Source organism: Jutongia huaianensis (genome assembly GCF_014384985.1).
Taxonomy (GTDB): Bacteria; Bacillota; Clostridia; order Lachnospirales; family Lachnospiraceae; genus Jutongia; species Jutongia huaianensis.
In genome coordinates this window covers 80294-101832 of record NZ_JACRSX010000011.1, presented here as the reverse complement: position 1 = coordinate 101832, position 21539 = coordinate 80294, and the positions used below count along the sequence as shown (strand labels likewise).

The 21539-nt window shown below is 42.0% G+C and carries 17 protein-coding genes; 2 read left to right on the top strand and 15 right to left on the bottom strand.

From position 1 onward, the window contains the following. Position 1: 1 nt before the first annotated feature. The 8 genes from H8704_RS09055 to H8704_RS09020 all read right to left on the bottom strand — a co-directional run bounded on the left by H8704_RS09055 (position 2) and on the right by H8704_RS09020 (position 11954). On the bottom strand, positions 2 to 625 hold the full coding sequence (locus tag H8704_RS09055) for a DUF5104 domain-containing protein (RefSeq protein ID WP_249298044.1): 624 nt from the start codon (positions 623 to 625) through the stop codon (positions 2 to 4). Next, on the bottom strand, positions 622 to 4068 hold the full coding sequence (locus tag H8704_RS09050) for a VWA domain-containing protein (protein WP_249298043.1): 3447 nt from the start codon (positions 4066 to 4068) through the stop codon (positions 622 to 624). Before H8704_RS09050 ends, H8704_RS09055 begins: the two co-directional genes overlap by 4 nt. Before the next feature lie 307 nt (positions 4069 to 4375). Further along, entirely contained in the window at positions 4376 to 6739 is a 2364-nt protein-coding gene (gene yicI, locus H8704_RS09045) for an alpha-xylosidase (protein ID WP_249298042.1), read from the bottom strand. A gap of 171 nt (positions 6740 to 6910) precedes the next feature. Next, on the bottom strand, positions 6911 to 7435 hold the full coding sequence (locus tag H8704_RS09040; protein WP_249298041.1) for a nitroreductase family protein: 525 nt from the start codon (positions 7433 to 7435) through the stop codon (positions 6911 to 6913). Positions 7436 to 7439: 4 nt separating this feature from the next. After that, a complete protein-coding gene (locus tag H8704_RS09035) occupies positions 7440 to 8816 on the bottom strand; it encodes an MATE family efflux transporter (protein ID WP_249298040.1) in 1377 nt (458 codons plus the stop codon). Between the two features lie 23 nt (positions 8817 to 8839). Continuing rightward, positions 8840 to 9811 (bottom strand): C-terminal binding protein, encoded by a 972-nt coding sequence (locus H8704_RS09030; protein WP_249298039.1) that lies wholly within the window; start codon positions 9809 to 9811, stop codon positions 8840 to 8842. A 17-nt stretch (positions 9812 to 9828) separates the two neighbouring features. Further along, the gene (locus H8704_RS09025; RefSeq protein WP_178659286.1) at positions 9829 to 10932 is read right to left on the bottom strand and encodes a pyridoxal phosphate-dependent aminotransferase; all 1104 of its coding nucleotides are present in this window, start codon (positions 10930 to 10932) and stop codon (positions 9829 to 9831) included. A 17-nt stretch (positions 10933 to 10949) separates the two neighbouring features. Next, positions 10950 to 11954: a dimethylarginine dimethylaminohydrolase family protein gene (locus tag H8704_RS09020; protein WP_022465308.1), complete on the bottom strand. Its 1005-nt coding sequence runs from the start codon at positions 11952 to 11954 to the stop codon at positions 10950 to 10952. Between the two features lie 357 nt (positions 11955 to 12311). On the opposite strand from H8704_RS09020, the gene H8704_RS09015 reads away from it, so the two are divergent. Together H8704_RS09015 and H8704_RS09010 are read left to right on the top strand one after the other, a co-directional pair. Further along, entirely contained in the window at positions 12312 to 13034 is a 723-nt protein-coding gene (locus H8704_RS09015; RefSeq protein WP_118678912.1) for an amino acid ABC transporter ATP-binding protein, read from the top strand. Positions 13035 to 13078: 44 nt separating this feature from the next. Beyond that, positions 13079 to 14719 carry a M20/M25/M40 family metallo-hydrolase gene (locus tag H8704_RS09010; RefSeq protein WP_022465311.1) on the top strand — a complete coding sequence of 547 codons (1641 nt, stop codon included), beginning with the start codon at positions 13079 to 13081 and terminating at the stop codon, positions 14717 to 14719. A 108-nt stretch (positions 14720 to 14827) separates the two neighbouring features. On the opposite strand, the gene H8704_RS09005 is transcribed toward H8704_RS09010, so the two are convergent. The 7 genes from H8704_RS09005 to H8704_RS08975 form a co-directional block, all read right to left on the bottom strand. Further along, positions 14828 to 15667 carry a polysaccharide deacetylase family protein gene (locus H8704_RS09005; RefSeq protein WP_118678884.1) on the bottom strand — a complete coding sequence of 280 codons (840 nt, stop codon included), beginning with the start codon at positions 15665 to 15667 and terminating at the stop codon, positions 14828 to 14830. Beyond that, positions 15660 to 16514 carry a polysaccharide deacetylase family protein gene (locus H8704_RS09000; RefSeq protein WP_182439787.1) on the bottom strand — a complete coding sequence of 285 codons (855 nt, stop codon included), beginning with the start codon at positions 16512 to 16514 and terminating at the stop codon, positions 15660 to 15662. Before H8704_RS09000 ends, H8704_RS09005 begins: the two co-directional genes overlap by 8 nt. Positions 16515 to 16651: 137 nt before the next feature. Continuing rightward, complete coding sequence (locus tag H8704_RS08995) at positions 16652 to 17317, bottom strand: amino acid ABC transporter permease (RefSeq protein WP_022465314.1); 666 nt, start codon at positions 17315 to 17317, stop codon at positions 16652 to 16654. 31 nt (positions 17318 to 17348) lie between these two features. Then, positions 17349 to 18185 carry a substrate-binding periplasmic protein gene (locus H8704_RS08990; RefSeq protein WP_249298038.1) on the bottom strand — a complete coding sequence of 279 codons (837 nt, stop codon included), beginning with the start codon at positions 18183 to 18185 and terminating at the stop codon, positions 17349 to 17351. A 78-nt stretch (positions 18186 to 18263) separates the two neighbouring features. Further along, on the bottom strand, positions 18264 to 19001 hold the full coding sequence (locus H8704_RS08985) for an aspartate/glutamate racemase family protein (RefSeq protein WP_118689617.1): 738 nt from the start codon (positions 18999 to 19001) through the stop codon (positions 18264 to 18266). A gap of 113 nt (positions 19002 to 19114) precedes the next feature. After that, complete coding sequence (locus H8704_RS08980; RefSeq protein WP_249298037.1) at positions 19115 to 20371, bottom strand: aspartate aminotransferase family protein; 1257 nt, start codon at positions 20369 to 20371, stop codon at positions 19115 to 19117. A 24-nt stretch (positions 20372 to 20395) separates the two neighbouring features. Further along, entirely contained in the window at positions 20396 to 21505 is a 1110-nt protein-coding gene (locus H8704_RS08975; RefSeq protein WP_249298036.1) for an iron-containing alcohol dehydrogenase family protein, read from the bottom strand. Between the last annotated feature and the right edge of the window lie 34 nt (positions 21506 to 21539).

Genomic DNA, 21539 nt, shown 5'->3' with positions numbered 1-21539 from the left:
ATTACACGCTATCGCCTATTTCATAAACTTCATGATCCGTATTAAGTTTTTCTTCTTCCCAGACATATAATAAATTAATTCCCACCTTATCTTCCGACTGGGAGTTTGAGTAATATCCATATAATTTCATACAATATGTTTTTCCCGTGTCTGTTTTAATATTTCTCAAGCTTTCCTCTGAACGTACATAAAGGTATCCTTTTTCTGCATCATGCTGATATCCCCCCGTCCATCCCTCTGCTTTCTGGACGCTGACCACATTTCCTTCTATTTTCTTAAATAATTTTTTTATTTCTTTATCCAGATCATATTGTTCTGCTGTATATGGGGAAAACATCTTTTTTATACTTTCACGATCTCCTTCTTTTAGTGCTTCATAAACTTGATCTGCCTGTTTTGTCAGCTTCTCATCTCCTTCCATCAAATCAACATCCACATAATCATCATCTTCCCCATCACTCGTCCATGCATTCACCAAACCTTTCACCAAGCCTTCTCCCAGCCCCACTAGAAGATTAAACCCTTCCTTTATGTATGAGCTTTTTATATGGGACCTGCCGCACCCACACAACAAACTCGCCACAAGCAGGAGACATAGAAATCTTTTAGCATATTTTATCATCATTCATTACCTCCCCACATAATCCAGATGGTATTACTATTTTTGTTTAATATGATATCTCCAAAAATTTTATTGTCCTTAAATTTTTTCTTAATTTCCTCCCTGACTATTTGAGCCATGCCTGTTTTCTCGTCAAAATCAATCTTTCCAATCGTTACCAATTTTTTAGGATCTGATTTCGGATGTCTCCAATCAAATGCAGTAATCCACCATTGCTTGTTATAAATCGGATTCCAATTATAATAACTTCCATAAACCTGCCCATTTGAATATTTATATGTACTTAACTGCATGGGACATAGAAAATCCACAGCATCATAATGGGTTCTGCTCTCTACTGACTGCTGATATAAACCAATCTCTGAACCTGTGCCAAGATTCCAATAGTCGCCCTTCCACATCCATAAAACATATTCTTTATTATTATAATTATAATGAATATCTTCCACTGACATATTAGAACCAATTCGAAATACATCATCAAAAAGCTTGTTATAACCATACGTTTTCTGCCATGTTGCCGGCAAGGAATGATACGCACTCTCTTTATCATCATATACAAAATTTAAGATATATGCACCTGCTGCTGCAGCAATCTCGTTATTAAAATGCTTTTTTACTTCCATTGCAACTTCTCTAATTCCTTTTTTATGCTTTTTCAAAAAGTCATCCAAATTATCCTTATAATTTATAATTGCTTTTCTAATATTTTTCTCGATTTCATTAGTTGCCCACTCAACTATTTTCCGCACAGCATCCTTATCTGCTTTATTTTTTATATACTGATCTGTCAACTTCAGAAACTCCTTTTTTACTTGATCCTGACTTCCTTCTCCTGAATATTTTTCCCCCACAGTCCCCTTTTCCATTTCATAAATATGCTTCTTCCATAAATTGTAAGTTCCATTGTACTTCAAACAGTTATTATCCTTGGGGGCTATTACAGAATTTCCCCGCTTTATATCTGTATTGTCCAGTAACCCATCCCCATCTGAATCCTTTAAGGTTGGATTAGACTTGAGCTTTGCATAAATTCTATACTTCTTTTTGGAAGCGTTATATATTTTCTTAATGACAACTTCTTCTCCGTCTTTCAAACCATCCCCATCCGTATCTGCATTATTTTTATCACACTCAATTATCTTTCCATTAAAACACGGTAGATTATCTTCATAAAAATCCGGTAATCCATCTGCATCACTGTCTGTTAAAAGATTAATATCAGAAGAAATTTCATCATATATATTTTCCAGATCATCAACCTCATCTGCATAAAAAAAATCTCCTCCTGTTTCCTCCGACAAAGCTTCCAGATCTCTTTGAAACCAAGAATCACTGCATTCCAGACCAACACTATATATTTTAACTTTTTTCTTCTTAGCATTCTTAATTATCTCGTCCAACTTATCCTCATCAGTTGCTACTCCGTCCGTTAATACAACAATTACTTTTAAAGTATTATTGTTACCTTTTCCAAAATCCTTCAGCGCTGCTTGTAGAACCGTATTAAGACAAGTTTTTCCTGACGATCTAAAATAATTTGTCGTTAAATAACTTTTTAATTTCTTTTTTTCATTTGTAAAATCACAAATTTTTTCAAAGCTCGATGCAAATTTATAAATATTTGCCTTAGCATTGATTGGAAGATTGCCAACAAATTTTCGCGCCACAGAAAGTCGTATATTATCTTTATCATTTGTTTTCATACTTCCGGAATCATCCATTATAATTGAAATTTTACCACTAGTATATCCATCGATTTTACTACTAGTCCATTTTTTGCTTTCTTCATACCAATGTCTGTCAACCAATACATATTCTGAAAAATGCGTAGTAATGGCCATCGCTTTATTACCTATTACCGTTGTCTCAAGAGGCATAAGATCCTGCTCTTCTTCGTCAAAATAATAAATTACAGGGTCAAAATCCATTTTTTTATTTAATTCCTCATCATATTCAAAAATGAGTTTAGCTTTTTCAAATTCTCCTGACATATTTAAATCATACGGACATCCAATATACCCCGGCATATCATAAGGAAATAGCGTTTTATTATATACCGGATCGATTGTTAACGAATCCACCTGTTTTGCTGTCAAACCATCAACGGAAACTGAAAACGATATATTAGCGATATCTGTATCACCTTTTTTTATATCTGCTGTAATATCAAACGTATCATTGTATACTACAGGATCTGTCTTATATAAAAGTTCTTTGTCATCATCCAGACCATCCCCATCTGTGTCTTTTTTTACCGGGTCGGTTCCATAGATGGTAACTTCTATTCCATCTTCCAGACCATCCCCATCTGTATCGACATAATCTGGTTTTGTATTTAATTCAAATTCCTTAATATTGGTAATACCATCTTTATCCGCATCCTCATCTCCATCTGAAATGCCGTCGCCATTTGTATCCTTTTTACACGGATCGGTATTCAGATCATAATACATCTCATCATAATCAGATATTCCATCTTTATCTGTATCATTAGAATATCTGTCTGTTCCAATTAATTTTTCATATTCATCGCGAAGACCATCACCGTCTGAATCCGTGGTATCGCTGTCATGATACCATCCCGCATGTAATACGATATCCTTTGTTACGGGGATTTCATCAAATTGATAATAATGCTCCAGGTTTTCATCCAGATACCATCCAATAAATGTATAATCATCATTTGCAGGAGTGTCCGGTTTTACCGCATAATCCCCCTTTGTGACAAGCTGTGATGGAACCTCTGTCGTTTCAACACCACAAAGATCAAAAGAAATTGTATATTTTTGAGTTGTTTTGTCATCTGTTCCGTCTTCCTTTTTTTGATCATTCCCATCTTGTGATTTACCCTCTAGGATCACTCCCCCTAATGTGCTGTTATAATTTGCATTTACATTAGAACAGTCAATTACAATTTTATCGGCCACCATGATAACACTGTTCATGTTTAGATTTTTTGCTTTGATCGTTATCGTCCCATTCGGAGCGTAAATCAAGCCATTGAGGTCAACATTTTCAGAGTCAATAGTTATATCTCCACAATAACAGGCAACTACATCATCACTTCCATATCTTACTTCTTCTTTTAATAAGATATCTTTTTCACTGATCGTGCTGTTATTCCCGCCGCCGTTATTTTCAATCCATTTCCAGAAATCTGGTGCAGTAATGTTCTCGTGTTCTCCTTTTTTACCATTTACGTTCAAAGTACCCGAACATTTTATGGTACCGTTTGTGCCAATATCTCCATTCACGCACACGTTACCTGTCTGAAACACAATAGAACCCTCGTCATATGAACTGGCAAAAATCGTATAAGGATATATTTTATCCTTAGCAGATTCTTTTTCAGCCGTCACATCTGCCGTCACACACGATAACGGAAGAGAGGTGACAACCATAACCAATGCCATCAACATACATAATAATTGCTTCTTTTTCATACCTTCAAACCTCCAATTTCAACTTTTCTCCTAAACCATAATACAATAAAACTACTATTGACATAATATATTTTATTCTATAATATATATTATGTCAAATCAAAATTACATCATTAGTTTTCAAGTATAAAAGTATTTTCAATGACAAGTAAAAAGTTACTATTTACAATAACGATAAAAATCCCCATAGACACTACATCTATGGGGATTTTTATTTACCGGTGCTCCGGCAAAAAACCTTTTAAATCTAACTGATGTAAGGATTGCTCCATTGCCGAGCAATTTCCACAATCCTTACATCATTATATTACAAAGTAATCTGTACGCTTGTGCTTCCGGCAGCAGCATCCACTGTCTTTCCTTCTGCTGTGATCTTGAAGCTTCTGTCGCTTGCATCGTATGTTACGTCGATCACATTGCCGTTTCTGACTGCCTTGATCTGGGTCAGCTTGTTAGATTCACTGTCATAGATCACTGCGGATGCACTCTTGCCATCCTCAAGGCCGTAGATCACTGTCTCTGCATCCTGCAGATAATCATAAAGAACCGTCATCTTGTCCTCTGCATCGAAGTTACCGTAAGTAACAATGCTGTTTGGACGAGCCAAGATCGGAGTCTGGAAGTAATCACACTGTCTTGTGTAATATCTGCCACCCTCATACTTCTCACCGGACTGGATATCTGTCCAGGTACCACAATCAGGTACATAGAACTCAGCTTTTCCTTCCTCATTCATAACCGGCACGATACACAGGTTATCACCCAGCATATACTGCTGATCCAGATACTTGCAGGCGGTATCGTCTGTAAACGCAATAACCATAGAACGCATCATTGGTACACCAACCTGATGTGTTTTATTGGCCTGAGCCCACAGATAAGGCATCAGACGTCCCTTTAATACAGTGTAGTGACGAAGCACATCACATGCCTCTGTATCGCCGTCCTTGTCATAAACCCAAGGCACACGGTAAGAGGTTGAACCATGGAGACGGCTGTGTGTAGAGAGAAGACCGAATGCACACCATCTCTTGTATACGTCAGCCGGTGCAGTTGCCTCGAATCCACCCATATCATGGGAGAAGAAGCCGAAACCGGAGGAGCAGAGGGAAAGTCCGCCACGAAGTGTCTCTGCCATAGCAGAATACTCAGCGTAGCAGTCACCGCCCCAGTGTACAGGGAACTTCTGTCCACCAACAGTAGCACTACGTGCAAACAGACAAGCCTTATCCTTACCGAAGTACTCCTCAAGAGCCTCGAATACAACCTTATTGTAAAGGTATGTGTAGTAGTTGTGCATCTTGATCGGATCCATACCATTGTAATACTTACACTTGGTTGGGATTCTCTCACCGAAGTCTGTCTTGATGTTATTTACGCCCATCTTAAAGAGCTCCTTGAGCATACCCTTGAACCAGTCGCAAGCCTCCGGATTGGTAAAGTCAACGATTGCCATACCCGGCTGCCACAGATCTGCCTGGAATACGCTTCCATCCAGATTCTTGATGAAGTATCCCTTCTCCTTACCGATATCGAACAGCTTAGACTGCTGTGAGATGTAGGAGTTGATCCATACGCAGACCTCAAGTCCCTTGTCCTCGTGAAGTCTCTTGAGAAGACCTTCCGGATCCGGGAACATATCCTTATCCCACTCGAAGTTACACCACTCATACTCCTTCATCCAGAAGCAGTCGAAATGGAATACCTGCAGAGGGATCTTTCTGTCTCTCATACCATCAATGAAGCTCATAACGGTATCCTCGTCATAGCTTGTGGTGAAGGAAGTAGACAGCCACAGACCAAATGTATATGCCGGCGGAAGAGATGGCTTACCGGTCAGTGTGGTATAGTTCTCCAGAACTTCCTCCAGATTGTTACCGCCGATCACGAAATACTCAAGCTCTTCGCCCGGCTGTGTAAATGTTACCTTGGAAACAGTGTCTGAGTTTACCTCGAAGGAAACCTTATCAGAGCTGTTTACAAATACACCGTATCCCTTAGAAGAAATATAGAATGGGATATTCTTGTAGCTCTGGTCAGAACATGTACCACCATCACAGTTCCATGTCTCAACAACCTGTCCGTTCTTTACAAATGGAGTGAACTTCTCACCGAAACCATAGATGCACTCACCGATGTCAGTCTTAAGCTGCTCTCTGATGTATGTACGGTGTGGATCCTGTGGATAATTGAAGAACTCATCGTCCTCCTGCATCTCCATACGCGCATTTGCTGCGAACTGGCTCTCGTTAATAATAGAAGTAGAACGCCATGCACCACCTGTCAGATGCTTATCCTTATGATAGAACTGTACATCCCAGTCATCACCGATCTTGATCACTACCTTTGTGTCACCGGAAACAAGCTCCGCCTTATCCTCGGTCTGCGTGATCTGTGGCACATAACCGGTATCCTCATTCAGCTCAAACTGTGGAATATTATCAAGACCGCCCTTGTAATGTACGATATGAACCTTAATGATATTCTCTGATGTAGAAGAATATGTAATCTCAAGGTTTGGTCCGCCCAGTGTCATACCTCTGTTCATTACTGTGTAAGGTGTGGCAATTACCTTGATAGAATTCTCTGTTGTTGTCACCTGATATGCCTGAGATGCATATCTTACATCATAACCCTTTTTGTTCAACCAAAATCCGTCTGCTACTTTCATGTTGTAAACTCCTTTCAAAATAAATAAAATCTACCTGTGTACAACAGATGAGACCCCATATACAAACCGACCTCTGCTGTACTGTATGATAACATTATATCTTTATATTTTTATTCCGTCTACAATTATTAAGCTAAAAAGTAACATTATTTTGATATTTGATACAAAAAGTCAATCCACATAAAGAATTCGACCGGGTTTTCGCCGGGGTGCCGGACGCTCTCTTTCATCAGAATATCCCAAAATACAAAAACCAACCCCCTGGTACTCCTCCGGAATATTCCATTTTTTACACAGCTCCCGTCCAAAAGGAGTCTCCATCTCCTGTCTCGCCCAGTGGATCCAGCAGGAGCCAAGCCCCTGCGCATAAGCAGCATTTAACATATTTCCAATGACAAGGGAACCGTCCTCTACCCAGGTATCTACCCGGCTGTCCGCCATGACCAGAACCAGAACCGGTGCACCATAAAAAGCATCTCTGTCAGGATTGCTCTCATAGGACGCATTGATCCTGGATAATTTACGGATCAGCTCCGGATCCCGGATCACAATAGAGATGGTTTCCTGATGATTTTCCCCGGAGGGCGCATATATTCCTGCTTCCAGCACTGCATCCAGATCTTCTTTTTTTACCTTTTCCGGCTTATATTTCCGGATACTCCTTCTTTCCAAAAAAAGGCTTTTTTTTTTATCCATAGACTCACTGCTCCTTTCTGTTATCAACCGGATTCCATATATTATCTTTTTTTTCTATAAATTTGGACATAAGTATTGCAGACACCATGACCGTCACCCAGGAAACCGTATAAGAACTTAACACCACTGCCAGCGTATGATGTATTTTTACTGCCACGGCAAGGTACAAAAAGCGTACAACTACAAGATTGAACAGCATAAGCAGCATTGTCTGGAACGACTTGCCACATCCACGGAAAATCCCCGCGTATACATGAGCCACTCCCAGCATCCAATAGCCCGGTGTCATCACCTGCACCATAATCTTTCCACAGGCAATCACGGCTTTATCATGGGAAAACAGACCGATCAATGGTGTCCCAAAGATCCATACAAAGACAGATGCCGGAATAATATAACACATACATATGATCATTGTCGCACGTTTTCCCAGCAGAACCCTTCTGATATTGCCCGCACCCAGATTCTGGCTGGTATAGGTCATTGCTGCCAGTCCAAAGCTTACCAGCGGAAGTACCAGAATTCCGTCAATCTTCAGAAAGGCACTGCAGCCTGACACCGCATCCACACCAAAATAATTGATATTCGTCTGTACAACGACATTGGAAAATGCAATCAGTCCGCTTTGAATCCCGATGGGAATTCCCATTTTTGCAATTTCCCCCATGGCTTTTTTTTCCAGCCGGATCTGTCCCGGTTTTAACTGATGCATCCCCGTATCACGACACAATACATATAAAACAATGAACGCACTGATCCCCTGCGAGATCACCGTGGCCCAGGCAGCACCGGCAATTCCTGTCCGAAATACACAAACAAACAGAATATCCAGCAGGATGTTACTGATACTGCTCAATATCAAAATATAAAGCGGCCTCCCGGAATCTCCGATCCCCCGGAGAATTCCTGTTCCTGTATTATAAAAAACCAGAAACAGAGAACCACAAAAATATGTCTGTAAATATTTTAGAGCTGACGGTATCATCTCCTGTGGCGTATTCATCCATTTCAAAATATGTGGCGTTATAACAATTCCGAAAATAATCAGAAAAACTCCTGCAAGAATGCTGAATGCGACAGCAGTATGAACCGTTTTCTGCAGTCTTTCACCATTTCGTGCGCCATAATATTTTGCCACAACGGCACTGACACCGGTTGCCATGCCAATAAATATTTCTATCAGCAGATTGATAATGGTCGTACCTGATCCAATCGCCGCAAGTGCTTCTTTTCCAACAAAATTTCCAACGATTACGGAATCCATAATACTGTACATCTGTTGAAAAATATTTCCTGCGATGATCGGCATGGCAAAAAGTAAGATTCCACGAAACGGAGAGCCCTGCAGCAACAGATCCACTGAGGCTTTTCTCTCCTTCATACTTCTTTTCCTCTCTCCTTTTGTCAGCAGACAATATTGGAAATTTTATTCTTCTGACCACCAAAATAATATATTACATTTCGTGCCGGAGTTTCTGCGAGAAACTCCATCACTTCCTTTGAATAAAAAGCAGAGTGGGGTGTCAGGATCACATTCGGACGATGACATAAATTGGTCTTTTCCAGATCCGGCTGCGTCCCCTTCAGAACATCTAATCCGGCTCCGGCAATCTCTCCTTCATCCAGTGCTCTGGCAAGTGCTGTTTCAGAAACACAGGCCCCACGTCCCACATTCACAAAATATGCTGTTTTTTTCATCTGACAAAATTTATCCCAGTCAAAATAGTCCTCATTTTCCGGTGTCTGGTTCATATGATTCGAAACGATATCCGCTTCCTTTAATGCCTCTTCCACGGATACATAGGTCGCTCCGTTCTCTTTCTTTCCATACTGCTCCGGATGACGTGTTACCGCCAGAATCTCAAACCCAAAAACGGCTGCCCGTTTTGCAACAGCCCTGCCAATCCTTCCATAACCTACAATCGCAAGTTTCTGTCTGGAAATCTTCACCGGTGCCTCCAGCTCACGGAAACGATACACCTGCTTCTCCTGAATCAGTTCATCATATGGTTTCAGCTGCTTGACCAGCGCCAGGATCAGTGCCATGGTATGATTTGCCACCTCATCCGTACAATAATCTCCGAGGGTCGCAACACAGATTCCTTTTTCCTTTGCTGCATCTACATCCACATCACCATATCCCGTAGCATCCACACTGATCATTTTCAGCTTTGGAGCATGCTCTAACAGCACACGGCCAATTTTCAGGAAGCAGGTCATGATCGCATCTGCATCCGCAACCTTGTCATACAGCTCCTTTTCATCGCCCTCATATACATATTCTTCAAAAACAGCTCCGGGAATTTCTTTTTCTATCAATTTCTTTTCATAGGTATGAGGAACCGGAATCTGATAATCGCAAAATAAGATTTTCATATCTGCCTCCTCCTGCCCTACTTTCCAAGGACTTCCTTTAATTTTTCAATGACCCGCTGATTCTGTTTTCTTGTGCCGATGGAAATACGAGTATAGTCGTAATCTCCACGAAGAATAATTCCAAACTGCTGCATTTTTTCGCAAAGCTTCATAGAATCCGTCTGTAAATCCACAAAAATAAAATTAGTATCCGATGGACAGACATAATATCCCATCTTTTCCAGTTCCTGCGTCAGATAAATACGTTCCTCGCGAACGGTACTTAAAGTTAATTCTTCAAATTCTTTATCATCCAGAGCCGCCAGCGCTCCGGCAAGCGCAAGCTTATTGGTACAAAAATAATTGACCATACGGCTCAGATAGCGGATAACCTCCAGACTGGAAACCACATACCCCACACGGGCTCCTGCCATTCCGTAAACCTTCGAAAAAGTACGAATAACCATTACCCGGCAGTTTTCCTCTGTAATAGCGTCCAAAGCTGTTTTATAATCTTCCCTGCGGATAAACTGGAAATATGCCTCATCTACTACAACCATTACATGATCAGGAACCTTTCGGATAAAATCCAGAAGCTCCTCATCATTTAACGCCATACCGGTTGGATTGTTGGGATTGCAGATAAAGATCAGTTTCGTTTTCGGCGTAATGGCATCCAGAACAGCATCCAGATCAATCCCCTTATCACCCCTCATAGGAACATAAACCGGCGTTCCCTTAAACCGTTTTGCCGTGTTTCCGTAGGCACCATACGATTGTGCCGGGATCAGTACCTCATCCCCCTCCCGGATAAACACTTCTCCGATCACATTGATCGCAACACTGGCTCCTTCCGTGATCATATAGTGATATTCTGACAAGCCATACCTTTCGGCAAGTTTTCTCCGGAGTGCTTTTCCGGTTCCTTCCGGATAATAATTGCATAAAACCGCCGTCTCCTGCATTGCTTTTACTGCCTTCGGAGATACTCCCAGCAGATTTTCATTCTCATTCATTTTACAGATGTCATCGCGGAAGTCAGCCAGCACATAATCCTCCCGCACATCATCCATCGTAATTCCTACCCGGTAAGCCGGGCTGTCTTTTACATAATCATTAATCATATCTGCTAACATAATCATAACCTGTACCTTTCCAATTAATACGTAATAAAATCACGGATTAGTGGAAGACTGGAGCAATGCAGTCCACCACCATTCTTCTGGATCTCACTGTACTCAACCTGAATCACTTCAATGCCTTTCTTGGCAAGAATATCTGCTGTATAATCGGTTCCCTCCATCATAATAACCTTGCCTGGTTCCAAAGGAACACAGTTGATCGGATTAGCGGTATCTCTCCGGTCGATCTGGATCATTTCAAAGCCCAGTGATTTTAATTTTTCCAAAATGAAATACGGTACATTTTCCGGCTGATAGATTGCCTTGTGATGATCCACGATCATAAAGCATCCATCAATGTGAAGACGGAAACCGGTTAACGGAATGACCAGAAGCTCAATTCCCATACCGTTTAAAACCTCCCGTAACTGACGGATTCCCTCCTCATTTGTTCTCTGGGAATAACCAACGGCTGCATGCTTATCATCAATAAACATAAAATTGCCGCCCTCAAAAGTACCGGTACCTGTGATCGTACGAATGATCGGCATTCCAAGCTTTGCAACAGACATAGAAGCTCTCTGCTCCTCACCACGTCTCATCAACGGGGCAAATCTTCCTACAACAAAGCCTCCCGGAATCGCTGTTCCTACATCACGGCAATTGACAGCCTTTGGTCTGTCCGGATCAATTCCATCCAGATAAACAACCTCTGCTCCATTGTCCCGCAGCACTTTGGCAAATGCCTCGTGCTCCTCGATCATTTTATCCAGATCCGGCTCCTCTTTATCTCTCCAATACCAGGATCTGTCCGGTGCAATGATTGCTCCTACTTCATCATTCCAAAGTTCCTTTTTAATACATTTCATTTCCACTCCCGGTTTATGAAGCAGTATCATACGAAGCTTTCCGATTTCACTGTTTACTCCCCATGCCTTTCCCCAGTGTTTCACTAACTGATCCGGCTCCTCAAAAGCAGGTGATGGTGAAGGTGGAAATAATTTCAATACTTTGTGGTAAGCGTCCTGAGATAATGATGACATAATAAAGACCCCTTTCTTTCTAAATATAACTATCGTAATAATGAATCAAGCCATCGGAAATAATAAAATTTCCAAAAAATAAAGGCGTCGAGTTTATGATCACTCAACGCCTTCGTTTTGCTTGTATACAGTATACGACCCTTTTCCCGGTATGTCAACTATATTTTTTAACTTTTTTTCACTTTCTTTTATTGACATCAGGCAATTCCGATAGTATACTGTATACAGAGTATCGTAAAACAAAGGCGTTTTTTGAAACACATTTTTCAAAGAACGTCTTTTTTATTTCCAAAAAATATGTTTTGGAAATTACCAGTTTCTAATAAAGAAAGGATGGATACTATGGAAAAAGAAAATATGATACATATGGAACACCTTTATAAATCCTTTGGAGACCTGGAGGTTTTAAAAGATATTTCTCTTGATGTTCAAAAGGGAGAAGTTCTTGTTATTATCGGTCCCTCTGGTTCAGGAAAATCTACCATGCTTCGATGTATGAATCTGCTGGAAACACCAACCTCCGGTTCCATCACAGTATGCGGCACAGAAATTACCGCCAAGGGCGCCCCGATCCGGGAAGTTCGGCAGAAAGTCGGCATGGTTTTCCAGCATTTCAACTTATTTGAACATATGACCATTATGAAAAATATGATCTATGCCCCAATGAAAACGAAAAAAATACCAAAAGCGGATGCCATTGCGCGGGCACATGAGCTTCTGAACCGCGTCGGTCTGGATGACAAGGCAGATGTTTATCCCATCACCTTATCCGGTGGACAGAAACAGCGTGTTGCGATTGCCCGTGCCCTTGCCATGGATCCGGAGGTAATCCTGTTCGACGAACCAACCTCTGCCCTTGATCCGGAAATGGTATCTGAGGTGCTTGATGTAATCAAGGAGCTTGCCAAAACAGGTATCACTATGATCCTTGTCACCCACGAAATGGGATTTGCCAAAGAAGTGGCAGATCGTATTATCTTTATGGATGAAAGCGTGATCGTGGAGGATGCTCCTCCCGAGGAATTCTTTAACCATCCAAAGTCTGATCGTGCAAAGAAATTCCTGTCTAAAATGTTATAAAAATAAAAACTTGAACATATTTCCAGAAAGATGAGGTGATATTTATGTATAACGAAATGGAAACATTAACAAAACAACTGGTGTCCATTTCCAGTGTCAACAGCGAGCCGGAAGGAGAAGCAAAAATTGCCGAGTTTATCTATGGATATTTTAAGAACCTTCCTTATTTTCAGGAACACCCGGAGTATCTTTGCACCATTCCTCTGAAAAATGACCCGCTTCAGAGAAAAAATGTGTTTGCTCTGCTCCGTGGTACTGCAGGCGACTATAAAGATACGATCCTGTTTCACGGACACATCGATACTGTCGGAGTAGAAGATTTTGGTCATTTTAAGGAGTATGCCTTTGACTGTGACAAGCTGCTGGATGCTATGCTTGCAAGCAATGATATCCCTGAGGTGTTGAGAAAGGATATTGAAACAGGGGATTATCTGGTAGGCCGCGGAAGCTGTGATATGAAAAGCGGAGATGCCGTATTTATGGTATTGATCAAATACCTGTCCCAAAATCCGGACAAGTTAAAAGGAAATATTCTGGTGTCCTTTAATCCCGTAGAAGAAAATCAGCATACCGGAATTATTGAAGGGCTGGATCATCTGCTTGCCCTTCAGAAAAAATATGGCTTACAATACAAGTTTGCAATCAATAATGATTATACCTGCCCCCTTTATGAGGGCGATCCCCATCAGTATATCTACACGGGAACTGTTGGAAAACTTCTTCCCTGCTTTTATATTTACGGAAAGGAAACTCATGTCGGACAGTGCTTTGAGGGATTTGATGCTGCCAATACAGCCGCCGAGCTGGTCCGGCTGATCAACCTGAACCACGAGTCCTGTGACGGGTATCACGAAGAATATACTCTGCCGCCCTCAGTCCTGTATATGAAGGATCTGAAGGATTTCTATAATGTGCAGACAGCACAGTCGGCATATGTTTATTTCAATTACTTTGTCCACAACAAATCCATGGATACCATTATGACAGAACTGAAAGCATACGCCCGGACAGCACTGGAGCATATGATGACACGGATCAATTCACAATATAAGGAATTCTGCCGGATCAATCATCAGGAATATCAGCCATACAGTTATCCATGCGCTGTTCTTTCCTACGATGAACTTTATCAACGTGTAAAAGAAACCTATAAGGGCGACCTTGATGGATTCCTGTCCGAAAAAACGGCCAGAGAACTCTCGGAAGGGGTGGACAAACGAGAGATTCCACTCCATCTGGTTGAAACACTTCTACCTCTAGCCCAGATAACAACACCGACTATCGTGTTGTTCTTCTCTGCACCGTATTGTCCTCATAACACTTTAAAAGCAGAGATACCGGAGGAAAAGGAGCTCTACGACCGGATTGCAGATATCGTCCATAACTTCAGTGAGGAAGAACAGCTTCCTTACAAGATACTGCAGTTCTTCCCAAGTTTAAGTGACAGCAGTTATTTAAAAATTGATGATGATGCTGCATCTGTTGATCTGCTGATCCGGAATTTCCCGGATATGAATGCACTTTATCCATTGCCGGTTGATAAAATACAGGAATTAAATATTCCTGCTCTGAATTACGGATGCTACGGAAAAGACGCCCATAAATGGACTGAACGCTTATATAAGCCGTATACTTTCGGTGTACTTCCAAAGCTGATCCTGAAAACCATTGACAATTTCCTATAGATTGAATATACATTCCTCAAAAGAAAATCGCTTAGATTTTGATCTAAGCGATTTTCTCATGTAAACAATTTTTATTTTTATCGAGACTTTTCTTTTCTGATCCTGAATTTATCCAACAGCTTCACAGTAATCGTAAATTTCTTTTCCGGTAGCAAACCATACATCCCGGTCCTTCTGAATATATGTCAGAAGCTCTTCCAGCATATAAATTTTTCCCGGATCTCCAATGGTCATAGGATTCAGCTGAAGCACATAGCACAGCCCCTCCTCACGAAATACATCATATTCCCATTTCCAGTTGGTCAGAACCTTTTTAAAGCTGGAGATACGCCCCTGACCATACGGTACCGGCGGCCAGAAATGAAATGCAAAATACGGCGCATCAAATAATGCCCAGTGGAATGGTATTTCCAGCATGGAGGTTCCCTGATCGTTCAGGACATTATAGTATGGTCTGTCATCATTTCCCAACGTACTGGAATAAACAATCCCGGCTTCCTTTGCGATTTTCAGCGTACGCCGCGTCAATTCTCCCTCCGGTGCCCGGAAACCAACCGGTGTCACACCGCAAACTTCCTTTACAGCCTCCACACTCTTCTCCATAGCTTCTTTTTGTTTTTCTTCCGGAAGCAGTGCAAAGTTTTCATGCTCATACCCGTGTACCCCAATCTCGTGACCATGCTCCACAATCTTTTTCATGGCATCCGGATACTCCTCTGCCACCTTTCCCGGAACAAAAACCGTTGCCTTCACATGATAGGTATCCAATACGGAAAGCACTCTGTCCAATCCTTTTTTGACACCAAATTCTGCCATGGTCTTAAAACCTGCCACCGCATTTTTATCCTCCGGATACTGGGCAATCCCAAAATATTCCGCATCCAGCGTCAAGCTGATCATCACGGCATTTTTCTTTCCCTCCGGCCATTGAAACTCCTCTCTATACATTGGCTGCACCTCCCTTTTTCTGCCAATAAGAAGCAACTTCTTCACAACTGGTACACCATATTTCCGGCTTTGATGTGATATACGCTAACAACTGATCCAGTATCTTGGACTTTCCGGGACTTCCTGATACCTGCGGATGAAATGCCGTTGATAGTACACCTCCAAAACGCAGGGTGCCATCCACCTCATCCTTAAAATTCGACAAAACATCTTCATAAGCGGATATACGGGGCAGTCCCGCCGGAATTGGCGGATACGCATTATAAACCATCTGAATATAATCATCCACCTCCTGTCTGCAGGAAATCCGGACCGTATGGGTCTTTTTGCCCTTCACCTCCATAAACACCGGCAGTTCGCTGCTCTCTCCCTGACAGGTGTACAATGTATTGGGATCATTATAAAGAACTTCCTCCGCTTCCTCGCAAAGTCCCCCGGTACACCGAAATCCTGCTGCCGGTTTTCCGATAATCCGTTTAAATATCTCCTGGCTTTTATCTATGATCTCCAGCTGTTCCTCCACCGTATCGCCATAAGACGGTTCATGGTAAAGACCGTGATGGGCGATTTCGTGTCCATTGTCCAAAATACGTTCCACCAGAGGAACATTTCGTTCCATATTAATTGCCGGAATAAAAAAGGTGGCTTTCACACCATATTTTTCCAGCAGATTCATAATGCGATCCACTCCTCGTTTCGGTCCATACTCTCCCACCGAAGGTCCCTTAATAAACTGCATGCCATTTTCCATATCTTTGATCTTATTAAACCAGATCAGATTGGAGTCCATATCAAAGCCCAGGCAAAAAGCACATTTTTTTCCCTCCGGCCAAATATTTTCTGCCATATTCATCACCAAACCTTTCCGGATCACCTCAAAATTCGGGGATCCTTTTCCTTTTTGATGGATCACTGACCATCCATTACATAAATCGTGAAAACATCGGCGTAAACTACAGTTACGCCGACATTTCATTTTATTATTTATCGAATTTCACTGACGCGGATCCGTTTTTCCAGTCTGTTTCCAATCATACTCATTGATTTAACCAGAATATAATAAATGACTGCCGCAACCATTAACGGTTCAAAAGATAAATAAGAATCCGCCATAACCTGTCTGGAAGCTCTCATCAGATCCACCACACCAATAATAGATACCAGGGAAGTCCCCTTCAACAGTCCGATCGTCTCATTGATCATCGAAGGAAAAACTGCCTTCAACGCCTGCGGAAGTACGATGTCTTTCAGCGTATCCACCTGACTGATACCAAGTGCTTTGGCTGCTTCTCTCTGACCGATATCCACACTCAGAATACCGCCTCGCAGCGCTTCCGAAATATATGCTGCTGCATTCATGGACAGGGTAATAAAAGCGGATGTCATTGCGGTAAAAGTAATACCAAATAACTGCGGTGCCGCAAAGTATACCAGATAAATCTGAACCAAAGAAGGAAGGGCTCTGAAAATATCTGTATACAAAAAGCCAATAAAATTCAGGATCTTATTTTTTGTAATTTTAATCATTGCCAATGGAATAGATAAGATCAGACTGAAAATCAGAGACCCCAGCGTCACATAAATTGTTGTACGAAGTCCTTCTAGATACATTGGCCAATATTCGAATACGGTATTAAATTGAAATGTCATACTGCCTCACTCCTTCTTTGGGTTTCTCTTTTTATTCTTCTGCTACCTTTAATGCGTCGGTGTATTCTTTACCAAACCACTTTGTCTGCAGTTTCTCCATGGTTCCATCTGCCTCCAGTTCATCCAATGCCTTGTTAAAGATATCTACATATTCCGAATTCTTTGGAAGAACGATACAATATGGGTTATCGAGAACACCTTTGATCTCATTCATCGGAACTACCTTGTAAGTCAGATTGTCATATTTGTTGCAATACTCAAAAGCATTGGAGCTGTCCATAATGCAGGCATCCAGTTCAGAGGTACCGATCAGCGGGATCGAAGTGGCAATGCTCTCATATGTAATGGTCTTTGCTCCCTTAATCGTCTTTGAAAAGCTTTCAAACTCTGTTCCGAGAGTAACACCAATCTTCTTGCCCTTCAGATCAGCAGAAGATTCAATACCGCTGTCCTTTGGACAAAGAATAACCGTTACCGGTGTATAATAGCCCTGTGAAAAATCTACCACTTTCTTTCTTTTTTCGTTGCTGGAAAGAGCGGAAATGATATAGTCACATCTCTTGGATGTAATGGAACCGATCAAACCGGTAAAATCCATATCGTCCAGTTCAAAGGTATATCCCAGTTTATCTGCCAGCGCCTGATTCAGATCCACATCGAAGCCCTCAATGGTTCCACTTTCATTTTTACTTTCAAATGGTGCATATTCTGCATTGATCGCCATTACCAGCTTCTTTCCCTTTAACGGGTTGGAATCTGTTGCGGCAGCTGTGTCTTTTTTACCGGAGCTTCCTCCACAGCCGGTAAGACTAGCTGCCATTAATGACATTACTAAAGTGAGTGCTACAAACCCTTTTAATTTTCTCATAATGTTGTCCTCTCTTTCATATGTTTTTTATAGCAATATCCTGATAGAATAAAACCATTCTCTGTTGTGAAATGTATACTAAAAGAAAAATTCTCCCCCCTGCCAGCTTCTGGTCTGACGTCCGGGTGACGGCCATGTTCTTTTGGAATGAGTAAGACCTGTGCTGTATAAAAGCTCAGCCATGGAAACAATCGCATAAGCCGGATCCACCACTGGGATACCCAGCCGTTTTGATACCTCCGGTCCCATACCTGCAAAAACAAGACATCCCAGGATCAATACATGGGCACCGTCCTTCATACACTGCCTGCCACATTCTGCGATCCGTTCCAGCAGGGCTTCCTGATCCTGCGAGCCTGCCGTGGCGATATCCACCTTTACACTCCGGATCGATGCCAGTCTGCTATAGTCAATCCCTGATTTTCGGATCGTCCGGTCCGGTCCCACATCGCTGTCTGCGGAAGTGATCCAGGAAAACCGCTGCCCCAGTCCCACAGCTATCTGCAGAGAGCTTTGACCTGCTCCGATCACCGGTATGCTGACGGCCTCCCGGATGGCATCCATTGCCGGATCACCGGAACAATACAATCCGATCACATCATATCCGTCTTTTTCTGCCTGAACCGCTTTCTCAATTAATTCCAGAGAAGTCACCGCAACATCCAGTGCACTATCCACACATATTTTTGTTTTTTCCTGCACTTCCATATCAATCTGTGTATCCGGCCGTGCGATCTGTTTCATCCGTTTTTCCCGAAGAGCTATCATTTCTTTTGTTAAACCGGTATTATCCGGATTTAATACTTTTAGCTTCATAACCTGTCCCTCCAAAAGAAAAACGGCGCTATTACTAATTAGTAATAACGCCGTCGTTATCTGTGTTTTCATTGTATTCAGTATACAGTATATCTTTCCAAAAAACAAGTCTTTTATAAAATTTTCTCCAAAATCTCCATTGCCTTGTCAATTTCCTTTTCTGTTACGATCGTTGGAGCAATAAAACGTACCACGTTTTTGTTTGTTCCGCAAGTCAGAAGAATCAGTCCTTCCTCCAGAGCTTTTGACACAATCTCCGTAGTCTTTGCCTTGTCCGGAGCTCCCGTTTCATCAACAATTTCCATAGCAAGCATCAGTCCCAGTCCACGGACATCTCCGATGCAGTCATGCTGCTCCTTTAACTGATCCAGCTTTCCTCTGAAATATTCTCCCATTTTGGCCGCATTTTCCAGTGCACCATCTTTTGTCAGCACATCCAATGTGGCTAATGCTGCTGCGCAGGCAACCGGGTTTCCGCCAAATGTTCCGCCATGTGCACCTGCATTCCATGTTTCCATAATCCCTTTTCTGGCGATCACCGCACTTAACGGAAAGCCGGATGCAATTCCCTTGGCACTTGTCCATATATCAGGGCGTACCCCGAAATGCTCATATGCGTATAATTTGCCGGTACGTCCCATACCGGTCTGTACCTCATCAAAGATCAGAAGAATTCCATATTTATCGCAAATTCTGCGAACCTCCTGTACAAACTCCTTCGGTGGGACGATATATCCCCCTTCTCCCTGAACCGGTTCCATAATGATCGCAGCCACCATCTCCGGATCCACCAGCGTATGGAACATTTCTTCGAGCCTGTCAACATACGGTTTCCATCCCTCTTCCTTATATGGACTCCGGTACAGATATGGATATTCTGCAAAATATACACTCGGCATCAGGCCTTCGTAATATTTCCGGTAAAGGGAATTGGAACCCGTAATGGACACCGTTCCCAAGGTACGGCCATGGAAAGAATCCCGGAATGCAATGATAGCCGGACGTTTTGTGTAATGCTTTGCCAGCTTGATCGCTCCTTCGTTTGCCTCAGCACCACTGTTGCTGAAATATACCATGGTGTCCCCTCCGGTAAGTTCCACCAGACGCTCTGCCAGTCTGACATAGCTTTCATAATAAACAACATTGTGTCCACCGTGAATCATCTGATCCACCTGTTTTTTGGCTGCCTCCACAACCTTTGGGTGATTATGGCCAATGTTGCACACTGCAACACCACTTGCAAAATCAAGGTATTCTTTTCCATCCTCCGCTGTCAGATAACAGCCCTTTGCACTTACAATGCCCAGCTTTGTTGACCTTCCTGCTGCCGGAGGCATCACCTTCATACATCTCTCATACATACTGCTCATAACTCATTCCTTCTTTCTCATTATTTATTCTGCGTGATCATTTTGCTTTTCCCATACCCGGGCAATATCTTCCTCAGATAATTCAAATGGTGTATTGCTGATACTGCCTGCCTGAAGAAGACTTAATTTTGCATACTGCTCTATCTGTTCCTGATCTAGCTTTGGCGGTTTTCCAATAAGCTGCTCCAGCGTGTCGCCAAAAGAATCCACGCTGTTCTCTCCCAGAAGTTTTAAGACCACATCCACTTTTTCTTTCACCGTTGTCTCACATCGCTTTAAATATTCCCTCACAAATAACCCATTGGCAATGCCATGAGGAATCTGGTGAAAATAAGTATAACAGTACCCCAGCCCATGAGGGAGTGTCACTCCGGTCTGGGCGATCACAAGACCTCCCATCAAAGAAACATATGCCGCTTTCTCCCGAAAGTTATAATCATATTTTTTACTCTTTAATCCGGGAATACATTCTGCAAAGGTTTTCATTCCCTCCAAAGACATCATTGTACTAAAAATGGTACTCCGTTTTGCAAGATATCCTTCCATTACATGAGTAAAGGCATCGATCAGAGTACTTACCGTTGTCTTGTCATTCATGGAAACTGTATACCCGGGATCCAGAAGAGCATACGCAGGATAAGTAAGGGAATTTCCAAAGCTGACTTTTGTTTCCATATCCTTTCTCAAAAGAACACTATACGGAGTTACCTCGCTTCCCGTTCCGGAGGTAATGGGAATTGCCACAACGGGGAATGCCTTTGTGAAATCATTCTTAAACAGATCCGCTGCGTGCATCTCATTGGCTGCCAATACAGCAATGGCCTTGGAAGCATCGATTGGAGATCCTCCACCGATTCCGATAATAAAATTCGCCTTAAATGCTTTTACCTTTTCTGTAATGTCTTCAACCGTTTCAATACTTGGATTGTTCTCAACCGAATCATATACTTCATATGCAATTCCGGCATTTTTTAAAACATTCGTCACATCATCCAATGCACCGCTTGCCTTTGCGGAATGTTTTCCCGTCACGATGGCTGCGCGTGATCCGCAGTATGTGAAAATTTCCAAATGATTTGTAATACAGTTTTTTTCAAAATACACTTTTGTTGGAATTTGAAATGTAAATTTCATAAATCTTTCCTCCATTCTTCCTGATGCTGTTCTA